Annotated in this window: 9 protein-coding genes; 3 read left to right on the forward strand and 6 right to left on the reverse strand. The window is 42.2% G+C overall.

From position 1 onward, the window contains the following. Positions 1-17: 17 nt before the first annotated feature. Positions 18-2,036 (reverse strand): TonB-dependent copper receptor, encoded by a 2,019-nt coding sequence (locus GSF04_RS11275; protein WP_211859561.1) that lies wholly within the window; start codon positions 2,034-2,036, stop codon positions 18-20. Positions 2,037-2,125: 89 nt separating this feature from the next. Beyond that, entirely contained in the window at positions 2,126-3,346 is a 1,221-nt protein-coding gene (locus GSF04_RS11280; protein WP_211859562.1) for an HDOD domain-containing protein, read from the reverse strand. Between the two features lie 318 nt (positions 3,347-3,664). On the opposite strand from GSF04_RS11280, the gene putP reads away from it, so the two are divergent. Beyond that, positions 3,665-5,146 carry a sodium/proline symporter PutP gene (putP, locus tag GSF04_RS11285; protein ID WP_211859563.1) on the forward strand — a complete coding sequence of 494 codons (1,482 nt, stop codon included), beginning with the start codon at positions 3,665-3,667 and terminating at the stop codon, positions 5,144-5,146. Positions 5,147-5,231: 85 nt separating this feature from the next. On the opposite strand, the gene bcp is transcribed toward putP, so the two are convergent. After that, positions 5,232-5,705: a thioredoxin-dependent thiol peroxidase gene (gene bcp, locus GSF04_RS11290; protein ID WP_130126580.1), complete on the reverse strand. Its 474-nt coding sequence runs from the start codon at positions 5,703-5,705 to the stop codon at positions 5,232-5,234. Between the two features lie 9 nt (positions 5,706-5,714). After that, positions 5,715-6,248: an ACT domain-containing protein gene (locus tag GSF04_RS11295; protein ID WP_010369065.1), complete on the reverse strand. Its 534-nt coding sequence runs from the start codon at positions 6,246-6,248 to the stop codon at positions 5,715-5,717. 332 nt (positions 6,249-6,580) lie between these two features. Here GSF04_RS11295 and bamC point away from each other — a divergent pair, with 332 nt between their 5' ends. After that, complete coding sequence (gene bamC / locus GSF04_RS11300) at positions 6,581-7,639, forward strand: outer membrane protein assembly factor BamC (RefSeq protein WP_211859564.1); 1,059 nt, start codon at positions 6,581-6,583, stop codon at positions 7,637-7,639. A gap of 65 nt (positions 7,640-7,704) precedes the next feature. Beyond that, positions 7,705-9,075: a YjiH family protein gene (locus tag GSF04_RS11305; protein ID WP_045990485.1), complete on the forward strand. Its 1,371-nt coding sequence runs from the start codon at positions 7,705-7,707 to the stop codon at positions 9,073-9,075. Positions 9,076-10,130: 1,055 nt separating this feature from the next. Here GSF04_RS11305 and GSF04_RS11310 read toward each other — a convergent pair. Next, entirely contained in the window at positions 10,131-10,655 is a 525-nt protein-coding gene (locus GSF04_RS11310; protein WP_039492476.1) for a hypothetical protein, read from the reverse strand. Between the two features lie 14 nt (positions 10,656-10,669). Further along, on the reverse strand, positions 10,670-13,012 hold the full coding sequence (locus GSF04_RS11315; protein ID WP_211859565.1) for a S8 family serine peptidase: 2,343 nt from the start codon (positions 13,010-13,012) through the stop codon (positions 10,670-10,672). Between the last annotated feature and the right edge of the window lie 136 nt (positions 13,013-13,148).

Raw genomic sequence — 13,148 nt, forward strand, 5'->3', positions numbered from 1 at the left:
GTTATCTTTGCGAAAACTTAAAAGCGCCAGTTAAGATTTGCCCAGAGCGTCCGTCCCGGCTCATTGACTCGATCAATTTGGTCAAAGCCACTTACTGCGGCGCCGGAACGACTTAAATGCTCAGCATAGGTTTTATCGAGCACATTATCTACTCCTGCACTGAGTTGTAATGCATCGCTATATTGATAATTGGTATTGAGTGAAAGCGTGCCAAACCCTGCCGTCGCAGTGACGTCCTGCCCTGCAATATTCCCTTGTCCAATCGCCACTCTGTGCTGATGTTGTACTAATCTTACCAATCCGCCTAGTTGCCACTTATCGCTTAATTGGTAATTGCTTGCAATACGCAGTTGTAGAGGCGGTTGCTGAGCCAATGCGAGATTGTCAGTAAGGTTATTACCCTTTACGTAGTTGATACTACCGGTGAGTTGCAGCGCTTTGCTCGCTTGCCACATTACTTCACCCTCAAAACCGAAGGTTTCCGCGTCAATATTTCTGGTCACTTTTGACGTCATATTCATCTTTTCAAACATATTGTCGATTAATAAATAGTCGTCAATTTGGTTATAGAACACTGAGAAGTTGACGTTAATGTTTTTGAACTGCTTTACCAATCCAGCATCTAATTGCACGGTTTTTTCAGTATCGACATTAAAGGCAGAAATAGACGTTTCACTTCCTCGGCTACCACCTACTACTTCCCAGTAATCGGGAAAGCGCTCTGTAACGCCGAAGCCGACAAAATAGCTACTGTTTTTAGATTGTGCTTGATAGCGGCTAAATCCGCTGAATAACGTATCGTCTCTTGTTTGTAGGGCGGTTGGGTTTGGTTTCATCGACATCATTGCGCTTATCATGATGCGATGATCTTCACTTTGCCAATCATCAATGCGCAATCCGCTAACCCATTGGCTAGTTTGACTCAATTGATATTCGAACTCGGCAAATACACCGAGCTGTCTAAATTCAGCATCTATTTGGCGTGGCATCGTTTCTACCGGATTGTTGAATTGATCTCGGCTGACTCGATTGCGGTGCTCATTTGCTTGATAATCGACACCGTAAATAAAAGGATGTTGGGCATTGATTTCTGAAGTCAACGTAAGCTTTGCGCCATAAGTTTTACGGTCAGGGTTGGAGGAGGTTGGGGTTTTCATCATCATGTTAGCAACAAAAGGACGTAAGCTATGATTGTCCATGATGTGGTCAACGTAGTTATAGTATGCGTTGAATGTTAACTCTTCAATCAGAGATGAAAGGGAAGATAATTTGATATTCAGGCCAATATTTTCTCGGTCGAAGAGGCTGCCATCCATCATGCGGTCGGGATAGGCAACTTCACCATCGCTTACCCCGTAAGTGATAGAGTAAAAAGCGTCATCGCTTGGGGTATAGGCAAACTCTGTGTCTATATTCCAGCGCTCATACGCTGAGTGAACTTTGGTGCCATTACCATCTTCATAATCATCTGCATCACTGTAATTTGCTGCTACCCGAGCGTATCCGCGTTCATTACCAGCCTTGATATCGCTGTTAACACTGTGGCGGCCTTGGCTCGAAAGCACCGCATTGGTAAAGCCAATCACTTCAGATTTAGCTAGGCGTTCATTTTCACGTTCAAACACCACAGTCGCAGCACTGTTGCCTGGACCATACAACACAGTTTGTGGGCCTTTGATGACTTTTAAGGTGTCGTAGGATTGTGGCGTAATATATGCCGTAGGCGGGTCCATGCGGCTACCGCAACCACCAAGCGTTTGACCATTATTGGCGATAATGGCAATTCTAGAGCCTGCCATGCCACGAAACACAGGGTCAGCACTTGCGCCGCCTTTTTTAATGAGTGAGAATCCCGCAATTGAAGAGAGTAAATCCGCGCCATCTTGTGCTGGTAGTGGTTGGCGTACTGCTTTGGTATCCGTTGTTAGCGTAATTGGTGTTTGCATCGGTGCAATAACAACAATTTTTTCAATTTCATCAGCCTGGGTGATGGGAGATAAGGAAACAATAGCAAGAGAGAGTAGGGTGCGTTTCATAAGTTCACTTTGAAGTTGTTTTAGTGCACTTATTTTATCGTTATCAGGTGCTTAGCGGGATGCGACAGATTGTCGCATCCTTTGACAGGTTACTCTATCGCTTTTATTTGAGTGTCACTCCAAACTTGCGACTTTTGATATAGCTCGGCGATATTTTGGCTGGTTACGCCAAGAGATTTTGATATGGTTTCAACACTCTCCCAGTCACCCTTTTCCATAGATTCAGCAAGGTCCAGATAAATACCAAAAGCACTCGGTTTTTTCAGTAGGGTTGATTTAATTTCTTGAGATAAGGGTAATTTCGTCAATAAACTGGCCATATCGTCATCGAGAATGGCGTCCATCAGTGACATCATGCCAACCAAAAATGTACTTCCAGTATCAGAGATCTTATTGGCCTTGGTTGCTATTGCTTCCATAAAGTGTGCGCGCAATAAAGAGAGTGAAAGTAGTTCTTTGGGCTTTTCAGTATTAAGCTGTGAAGCAAATAATAATGAGATCAGACGCTTAAGCTCTTCACTACCGAGTACAACCAAGGCTTGTTTAATCGTTGATATTTCTGCTCGGCGTTTAAATACAGCACTATTTGCATAACGAAGAAGTTTGTAGCTTAGGTTTACATCACGTTCAAAGACCTGTGTGATCCTAGCAAGGTCGGGCTCAACGCTTGAAGTCTCATAAAGCAATTCAGCCATGGCTAATTCCGAAGGAGCCAACGCTTTGGTTTTGACCATTTCGGGTTTGGCAAAAAAGAAGCCTTGAAAATATTTGAATCCAAGCGACTTGGCGAGTTCAAACTGCTCGTAGGTTTCTACTTTTTCTGCCACTAAATCAATGTTAGGGAAATCCTGTATTGCGGTTTTAATGGCATGGACTTGCTCGAGGTTAGTTGCCAACAAATCGACTTTTATCTGGTCAATATAGGGAAAAAAATGGCGCCATACATTTTGGTGATGGTAATCGTCAAGTGCAAGCGTATAGCCTTGCTCTTTAAGCTCTTTTACACACGCTAAGAGTCTTTTCCCCGGTTGTACCGTTTCTAATATTTCGACGACGACTTGTTCTGGCGCCAACATTTGCACATAGCCTTTTGCCAGTGTCTCTAGGGTGAAGTTAATGTAAGCAGGGCGTTGATTTGTGAGGTCATCAAGACCAAAGGTAAACTGGCTGCCTTCAACCAAGCGACTTGTTGCTTCATCACCATCAATTTCGGGAAATACATTATTTAGGCCATCACGAAATAAAAGTTCGTATCCAATCAATTCCCTTTGGACATCAAAAATTGGCTGACGAGCCGCGTAAAAGTACATAGATACTACCGTCCAAACAAAATGCTATTGGCTTTAATATAAGGTAAAAGTGCAATCAGGTCACGTTGGGAAATTGAGTTTACAGAATATGGGTAAATACGGAACATAGGCTGAATGATAATTAACCAGTTGAATTAGGTACGAATAAAATACAGTTTTGATCAATGGTCGCAGGTGGTTGGGTGTATGGTTTGTGCGTGTTATAGTGGGTTCTTTATGTTTTTGGCTTTTATTCAAAGTGAGTTAGAAATCGAATAATTAAGTGATAGAAAAAGCTCACATTTGGAGAAGAGCCCAACTAACAATTAGGAGGCTAATTTGGAGATAGGTACGATAATCTCTCTCGCACTGTATTTTATTGCGATGTTGGGAATTGGGTTATACGCATATAAAAAGTCGACCAGTGATGTGTCAGGCTACATGTTGGGCGGTCGTAGCTTACCACCAAGTGTAGCGGCGCTTTCAGCGGGCGCATCCGACATGAGTGGTTGGATCTTAATGGGTCTGCCGGGTGCCATGTTCCTGTATGGTTTTAGCAGTACATGGATTGCAATAGGCCTTGTGATTGGTGCTTGGCTTAACTATTTATTGGTTGCACCACGCCTGCGTGTTTACACAGAGTATGCAAATGATGCGATAACCATTCCTGACTATTTTGCAAATCGTTTTGAAGATAAAGGAAACGCGTTAAGAATAGTCTCAGCGTTAGTGATCATTGTTTTCTTCACCCTATATACCTCTTCTGGTGTGGTTGCTGGTGGTAAGCTGTTTGAAAGTTCGTTTGGCATGAGCTATGAGAGTGGTTTATACATCACCACCGGCGTTGTTGTGCTTTATACTTTGTTTGGCGGCTTTTTAGCGGTAAGTCTGACCGACTTTGTACAAGGTTGTATTATGTTTATCGCTTTGATTTTAGTGCCTTTAGTTACCTTCTCACTGCTCGATAATCCGCTATCTCAAACACTAAATGAGTTAAACCCAACGATGTTAACTTGGGTTGGTTCGGCTGGTGCAATAGGTATTATTTCAGCAATGTCTTGGGGTCTTGGCTACTTTGGTCAACCTCATATTATCGTGCGTTTTATGTCTGTTCGATGTGTGAAAGACATGCCGACAGCGCGTCGCATAGGGATGAGCTGGATGATAGTTGCAGCGCTCGGTGCTGTGGGCACTGGTTTGTTTGGTGCAGCTTACGCACATGAACATGGGATTGTTGTGGATGATGCCGAGACCATTTTCTTGATTTTATCTCAGTTATTGTTCCACCCATTGATTGCTGGTTTCTTACTCGCAGCAATTCTTGCAGCAATTATGAGTACCATTTCTTCGCAGTTGTTAGTGAGTTCGAGCTCGTTAACTGAAGACTTTTATAAGATATTCTTGAACAAAAATGCTTCGGATAAAGAACTTGTGCTTGTTGGTCGTATCAGTGTACTAGTTGTAGCGCTTGCTGCCATTTACCTTGCGTACGACAGAGATAGCTCGATTCTAGATCTTGTAAGTAATGCTTGGGCTGGTTTTGGTGCGGCATTTGGCCCACTGGTGCTGATAAGCTTATTCTGGTCTCGCATGAACTTTGCTGGCGCGCTTGCTGGTATGGTATCTGGTGCGGTGACTGTGTTGGTATGGATCTATGGTCCGTTTACTTATAATGGTGAGCCGCTTAGCGCGACATTATATGAAATTGTTCCAGGGTTTATTGTCGCGACAATCGCTATCTTTGCTGTCAGCCTACTGACCAAGGAGCCAAGTAAAGAGATCACGACGCTATTTGATAAAGTAGAAAAAGCGCTTGATTAAAGTCGGTTGAAGTGAATAAAAAACGGAGCATTCAGCTCCGTTTTTTATTTCTTAAAGATACGTAAATACGGTTTAAGGGGTCACTTTAAGCTTGTTCTTTTAAGTGGTTAATCACGACTTCATGGTGATCTTTGGTTTTAAACTTATTGAACACGTGCTTGATGGTGCCGTCTTGACCGACTAAGAAAGATAGGCGATGAATGCCGTCATATTCTTTACCCATAAATTTCTTTAATCCCCACACACCAAACTCATCGGCTACCGCGTGGTCTTCATCCGAGAGTAAGTCAAAGTTGAGTTCTTTTTTGTTTTCAAAGTTCTTTAACTTTTTCACAGGATCTGGACTAATGCCAACGGCTACGGTGTTTAATTCAGCCAGTTCAGCTTTGTGGTCACGCAGATTTTCAGCTTGAACGGTACAGCCTGGGGTCAATGCTTTAGGATAAAAATAGACTAAAACTTGATGTGACTTTAATAAAGTAGCAAGCTCAACGGTCTCGTCGTTTTGGTTTTGCAGTGAGAATAATGGTGCTTTATCACCAACTTTCAAAGTATTCATAGTAAATCCTTAGCGAATGCGTCTGAATATATAGTCTACGTTTAAGGAGTGTGAAAGATCTTCGAACTGAACTTTAAAGTTATCAATATCCACATCCACTGGAATATTAAACTCAAGCTCGCAGCGCATATGTAGCTCGTCTTCTTGCTCAAAAGTATCTGACTTTAGTGAACAAATATTCACTCCTTGTGCTGCAAAATAGCGCGTTACTTTGCTGAGTGTACCGGGAGTATCTAGTCCTTCATATTCCAAAGTATAACCTGCACTGTATTCGCCTTGCTGATGGCTCGACGTGCGTTTCATCATGGTTAAGAGACCGAGTTCCATCCCTTTTGCTGGTAAGGTATGTTCTACACGACTAATAGACGCCATGTCACCGGCTAGCAACATAATAAAGGTAAATTCATTTCCCAATATTGCGATACGACTGTCGATAATATTACAGTTGCAGTCACTCACAAGCTGTGTCAATTCGCCAACAATACCAGATCTGTCTTCTCCTATTGCGGTTAAGACAAGTTGATGGTTTGCATGCATGGTCATTTTGGAACCTCTGATTTCACGTAATGCGCTCAAGGTTAATAGTTAACGCGAAATACTACCATATCTGAGTTTTAGCGCTAGCGCGTTGTAATAAAAAATAGAATTGTGCTTGCGCGGCATGGTTGCTTGTTTTTCTAATGTATGACAAGTAACATAAGGCAAAATTTTGGCTATGAGATACGTGTTCCCGATATAGTACGTGGAATATTTGATAGCATAGCGTTATTAATTCAGAGATTGTCAATTTTTGGCAACTTTGTGTGAACCAATTCGGCAATCCTAAATCATAACTTTGATTCGAATAATAATAGGGTTTGCTAAGGAGTAAATGAGTGCAGTATTGGATCCCAAAATCACTGGTTCTTGGAATTGTCGTTAGTCTAAGCGGCTGTAGTATTTTTACAAATGATGCACATCATGAAAGAAATTATCGTGCAAATGCACCGGTGAAAGCCCCTGAGGGCTTAGCTCAGCCTTATCGAGACCCAGAATTTGCAATGCCAGTCGGCCAATATGAAAATACAGCTGAACCGGTAAGTTACCGTGCACCGCAACAGGTATTAACAGTTGCGCAAGGTAGTTGGGTAGAGCAGGGCGAAGAAGCTGCAAGGATCTTTTTTGATAAGAATGACGGTATAGAAGATTTACCGGCATTTATTTGGCGTGCTGTGGATGGCGTTGTGGCGATGCATAATGCCGGACTTGAAAGCGATAACAAGGCGCAAGGCTCGGTGACCACATCTTGGTATTCACTGATCAAGCCAAAAGACGGCTGGTTTTGGGAAGAAGCGGCAGAACCATCTAAGCAAAAGTTTAAGTTTACTGTCGAGCAAAAAGAACATCAGCGTACGGCGTCAATTCGAGCGGAATTAGTAGATTATCAAGGCGATGGTGAGTTAACTGCGCTTCAGAAAAATCACCTCGAAGTTCGGGCACTGAACGAAGTCGTTTCAGAATTTGACTATCAATATCGTCTACTGCAAGTTGAAATGCGTAAGCGCCAAGGTGTACTGGCACTTGAACTTGGGTTTGACAAGAATGGTGATTCGGCGCTACTGACAGAAAAAGGTCAAGAAGCGGTGCTTGATCGCTTCTCAAACTTCCTAGAAAGAAGTAACTTTACGGTTGTTCGTGTTGATAGAGAAAAGCAGGAAGTTTTGGTCCGTTATGAAGCGCCTGAAAGCAGCGTTTGGGACTCTATTTGGGGTGAAGAAGCGGTTGTGTTGCCAATTGACAATGGTGATTACACGATAAAGATCGCTCAAGCGCAGGATACGCGTACTTCAATTACCTGGAAGGATAGCGAAGGTAACGTACTTGATGCAAACACCATGAATAATCTGCATCAAGCCTTGATCACTTTGCTTAGGCAAAAAGGTCTAACAATCTAATAAATATAATAATTTAAAAACGAAAAGAGCTTCGGCTCTTTTCTTTGTTTTTGTGGAAGTAAAAAATGACAGAGAGCACTATGACACCACGCTCCACCTTACAAACGTGGTTTGCGTTTATCGTACCGTCATTGATTGGTATCTTTTTATTTATGACGCCAGTGGCGGTGGGGGAAGCAATGACTATCCCAATCGCTGTTATGGCGAAATGGTTACAAGCGCAAGTCGCTCCTTTTATTAAAGACATGATTGTCGCAATAGTATGTATTACCGGGATCATGAGTTTGGTGATGAAGCTCCTAAGACCCCAAGCGCTATTAAAAATAACCATAATAAAGCACTTATTTGACGTTAGCTGGGTTTGGTTGATAACCCGACTAGTCGGCATGGTGTTTATTGTGCTTACCTTCAATGGTGTTGGTCCAGAAGCGATCCATTCAGAAAACACAGGAGCATTAGTGCTAAATGACTTGTTACCTGTACTCTTTTCTGTCTTTATTCTTGCCGGCTTGTTACTGCCATTACTACTTAACTTTGGTCTACTTGAGATGGTTGGCACACTCTTAACCAAAGTGATGCGCCCGCTATTCGGTGTACCTGGTCGTAGCGCGGTAAACTGTGTTGCTTCTTGGCTTGGCGACGGTAGCGTAGGTATCTTGATGACTGCTCGCCAATATGAGGATAAGCACTATACACAACGAGAAGCGGCTATCATCGGCACCACATTCTCTGCGGTTTCCATTACTTTCTGTTTAGTTGTTATTGGTCAAGTTAAACTCGAACACCTGTTTGCTCCTTTTTACCTCACCGTATGTGCAGCTGGCTTTGTTGCAGCGATCATAGTGCCGCGCTTACCACCGCTAAGGTTCAAAAAGGATATCTATGTAGATGGTAGTGATCACAATCAGGATTCAGAAGCGGTACCAGAAGGAAAAGGCCTATTAGGTCATTCTTTGGATATTGCACTTGCTAAGGCAAAAACGGCACCCGGGCTTAAAGGTACATTAGAAGAAGGGCTGCATAATGCGTTAGATATGGTATTTGCTGTACTTCCCGTGGTTATGGCTGTTGGTACTTTTGCCCTGATCATCGCAGAATACACCCCTGTATTTCAATATTTAGGTACACCTTTCGTTCCTTACCTCGAGCTACTCAATGTGGCAGAAGCCGAAAAAGCAGCACAGACAATCGTTGTCGGCTTTGCTGATATGTTTATTCCGTCAATCCTTGCTGCAGGCTCTATTGAAAGCGATACCACCAGGTTTATCGTTGCCGCAATGAGTGTTACCCAATTAATTTACATGTCTGAGGTTGGGGCATTATTGCTTGGTAGCAAAATCCCAGTGAACTTGTGGGAGCTATTCCTAATATTTATTTTAAGAACGCTTGTTACCTTACCTGTTATCGTCTTTATGGCGAAATGGTTAGTCGGTTAAAAGAACATTCGATAACAGAGTTCACTAATAACCCACAATATTTACTCGCTTAAATATTGTGGGTCAGTTGGCTAACTTCATGCTGAATATTGACGTTTGATGCTCGGACTGGCCGAACCAAATCAGTCTAGACTGAGCATTATCCTTTATCGATAGTCTAACTTTACAAAGCCGCTTCGTGCTGCCAATAACTGATATAAAGTCCAAGTATAAAAAGCTGCAGTCGGGCTAGGGGTTTTCGGCAGTTTTGGCCTACACCTGCAAGCACTGCGTTAAGTCCATAATCTTGCTTTCTTTTTAAGCGGCTAAGACCCAAGTGTCTATCCTGTTTCATGTGCCTGATGATTAGCTCTATTGTATTGCTCTACTTGCACTTTCTCTTAATATTCGGTGTCACTCCATGCTTTTGCCCAGCAATATATACATCATAATACGCAGCTAAGCACCCTCGATGAGCCCTATCTACAAAACAGCTGTAGGGTCGCTTATCAGTGATATTTTCCATTATTGGATAAAGAATTACACACCACAAAGGTATTACCAGACGGATTTTCGCATCATATGGCTACTGTGTTTTCGTCAGACAGTTTTTAGATTTGTTTAAGATATTCGAGACCTGCGAGCAGGTTGATAGGCTTTGTGTCAGCACCTTTATCAACATAGTATTGTGTAAATTCAACCTATATTCGCTATCAATCAATGAGTTTGGGCGGCTTCACGAGTTCATGACGTAGTGACAAGATATCAATGAGCTCACTTTGAAACGGGTGCTTTTATGATGTTTGCGTGTATGGTTTTGGTTATCAGGTTCAAAAAACTGCAATTTTAGGATAGTAGGGTCGTTTAGATCTTTATGTAATTCAATAAATTAAATTGATTTCAGGATGAGCCAACTAGAAGAGGAGGCAAGAGATATGCAAAATATGGTGGTCACGTTTATCTAGCCAAATTTGAGGTCAATCAGTAAATAATGTCGTCAGTGTTTTAGGCTTTCGGAGTGCAAAAAAAGCCCCATTCGACATGAGGCTTTAGAAAGTCTGTATTTAACAGTGAAGTTATCTAGATGTGTATAAAGTACCTAACACTTCAATTTTAGCCTCAACTACCTTTCCAGATTGTTTCAGCTCGGCAAGTTTACCAAGTAAATCTTGATTGCTATTTACACTAACAACGGCAATTCTGCCACCGTCATATGTATTTTCAACAGCAACGTCGAATTCACTTGCTAAATCGCTTGCAGACGCACCGTCTTTCAATAAAAGGTTGATATTGCCAGATACCGGAGCAATTTCACCATTAAAAATATTTTTTACTAAAGAACCTTTAGTGAACAACTTGCTGACAGAAGTTGACTTAACCAAAGCTTTATTACCTTTTTTGCTAATAACAGCATTGGGATCAGCAATTGCTGCAGGAACTAATGCATGATCAGACATGATTTTATAAGCGCCAAAGTCAGGCTGTTCAAAACTTGCCACTTTGTTGACCTTCTCCATTTTTGGAGTCAAGTTGTCATTAGCTTCTGCTTGAGTCAAGAATAGTGAACCCGTAATTAGTGCTGCGATTTTTAACTTGTTCATAATATACACTCCTATTACTCAGCAGACTGGTGACCAAAGATACGTACAGCTGCACCCATCAATTTTGATGGTGTAGAGTTGTTTACGTAACCATTATAGACAATATCGCCTGTGCTAGCTGTTGCAAACGATTTGTCAGAAACGTCTAGCACGCGAATTGTCCATTCCCCTTTGGCTGATTCGCCATAGAAGCTATTTGATAAAAATACCCCATTTTTCAGGATATAGCCGTTCTGGAAGCCGGCTCCACTAAGGTCATATGCTGGGCGTATCAACGCTTGTCGAGATGACAGTAAAACACTTCTAGTACCACTTGGAGAGATAACTTCAATCGCTAAATCGGAGCCCGCAGTAGACTGAAGGACATCTTCACCGCTTTCTATTCCCATACCGAACTCATCGTTGAATACGTCTAGTTTGAACTGAGCTGCTTCAACTTTGATATCATCTTCAATTGTGACTTTGTATGTCGCACCAACCAAGCTATTATCAGGAATTGGTATTTCAAGTGATTCTTCTGCTACTACTGAGCCTGCGCCGGTCCAATCAGTAATTACTTCTTCACCTAAATTGTTCGAGTAAGACTTAGCCATTTTCACAGCCTCGCCAGCATCGACACGTCCAAATCCGTAAAGATTATTATGGCTATAACCAGCCGCATTCTCAACCCAACCATCATGTGCAACGAATTCGTTATCACCTACAGGTACAGTTACAGATGCATTTTCAGCATCATTCTTGGTACTAGTCGATGCAATGATGTGTCTCACATCCCTCCAAGTTAGTTCGTTGTTGGCTGAAAGGATTAAAGATATCACACCAGATGCATTTGGAGCCGCCGAAGAAGTTCCGTTCATAGAAGAACGATAATTACAATTAGGGTTTTCAGGATGACCAGGGTAATCGAATGGATACTGGCTTGCGGCAAACTCTTCACCATAAGCGGCAGTCCAACCAGCTATCGTGCGGCCGGTGTAGCCTGAGCTACCGCTCAAACATGTCATCGGGTCGGTTGTAACCATTGCTGGAGCCCAACGGCCATATTCACCAGCTGGGGCTGCAGCTAATAGGTTAGAACCAGCGCTTGAATAGCTTGTGTGTTTACCATTTGAGTTAACAGCGCCAATAGAAAAGTAGTATGGATGGCCTTGACTACTTTCACTGTTGCTGTTGTAACAAGTTAACCCAAGGTCATTTGCACCATTATCTTCACAAAATGACCCTTCTAAGTCTTCACTCACGAAGCTATTACCGCTTGATTTTACGTTGGTCGCTCCTTTACCTGAGCGAAGCTTTCTGTTTGGATAAGACTCAATGGCTTCGTCGAGTTCTGAATAGCTAAATTGAACTGGGTAAGTAAGACCATAGCTGCGGTTAAACACAGAAATAGACTCGCTTACAGTGATACCTGAACCAGGAAAGCCATGAACTAATAGCTCTTGCTTCGGCGTTTTTTCGCCGCTTGCCAATAAGTTCATTCCAATGAGGCCTGTATCAGGTGAAACACCTCGGCCGCCTAAGCCATTCCAACCTTTTGAGGCGATAAGGCCAGCTACGCTAGTACCATGGTCGCCATTGGTTGCCTTGCTTGTTGGGTCTGTTTTATCCAAAGCGTCGTTTAAAAGGTTTAATGATCGATTCGGAAGCACATTAGGTGCTAAATCTTCGTGTCGAATTTCAAGTCCTGAGTCTACTACTACCGCAGTAACGCCTTGACCAGTAACACCTTGAGCGAATGCATTTTTTACATTCATATCTTCGCCAGCGACTAAGATGTTTGTTTCTGCTTCTTCGAATTCTTTATCCCAATATTGTTGGGCTTCCTCTTCTGTCATTATTCCACGGCCTACATATAAGTCGACGAGACCTTGTTTCATTTCGTCACTCAGTGCATATGCTTTCTGACCGGTGTTGTTTAAGTGCCATTGTTGGCTGGCTAGGGGATCTGTAATGGCTGCTGGGATCTCAATGCTACCACTAGCTGATTTACTGTTTGCTGTTACTGTGAAGTTAATTGTTGCCGCTTCGCCTGTCACTGACAGGTAGTCAAACGCGTTGATACCTTTTAGTGTCAAAATACCATGTGAAAGAGTATAAACATTGTCTTCTGGGATGATCTCAGTTTCACCATCAAATATTGCAATTGATAGGTTATCACCATCAGCATCTGAGGCTTGAATTGGACCTGAAGTTGTTTGCCAATGCTTAACATTCTCTAATTGAGTAACGCCGGCTTGAGGGGCTTGATCTACTTCTTGAGCTGAGCTGTTCTTATTGTTATCACTACCACCACAAGCAGATAGCGCTAATACTATCGCTGCAGATAAAGCAGTATATTTGAATTTATTGTTATTCATGTTATTTACCTTCGTGATCTTTACGGCAACAAATGTACTCAAGTAAATTTATGTTAGCAATTTTATAATTTATTTTATTGTAACTATTTTGTAAGCAAAAAATATTTTTTATTTATATTTTCATGTAGTTAGGTTG

This window comes from Pseudoalteromonas sp. A22, from assembly GCF_018141345.1.
In the GTDB taxonomy this organism is placed as follows: domain Bacteria; phylum Pseudomonadota; class Gammaproteobacteria; order Enterobacterales; family Alteromonadaceae; genus Pseudoalteromonas; species Pseudoalteromonas maricaloris.

Coding starts and splice junctions, on each gene's coding strand:
- bcp (WP_130126580.1), bottom strand. CDS start 5,705: ATGAATACTTTGAAAGTTGGTGATAAAGCACCATTATTCTCACTGCAA.
- GSF04_RS11305 (WP_045990485.1), top strand. CDS start 7,705: ATGACAGAGAGCACTATGACACCACGCTCCACCTTACAAACGTGGTTT.
- GSF04_RS11275 (WP_211859561.1), bottom strand. CDS start 2,036: ATGAAACGCACCCTACTCTCTCTTGCTATTGTTTCCTTATCTCCCATC.
- GSF04_RS11315 (WP_211859565.1), bottom strand. CDS start 13,012: ATGAATAACAATAAATTCAAATATACTGCTTTATCTGCAGCGATAGTA.
- GSF04_RS11280 (WP_211859562.1), bottom strand. CDS start 3,346: ATGTACTTTTACGCGGCTCGTCAGCCAATTTTTGATGTCCAAAGGGAA.
- GSF04_RS11310 (WP_039492476.1), bottom strand. CDS start 10,655: ATGAACAAGTTAAAAATCGCAGCACTAATTACGGGTTCACTATTCTTG.
- GSF04_RS11295 (WP_010369065.1), bottom strand. CDS start 6,248: ATGACCATGCATGCAAACCATCAACTTGTCTTAACCGCAATAGGAGAA.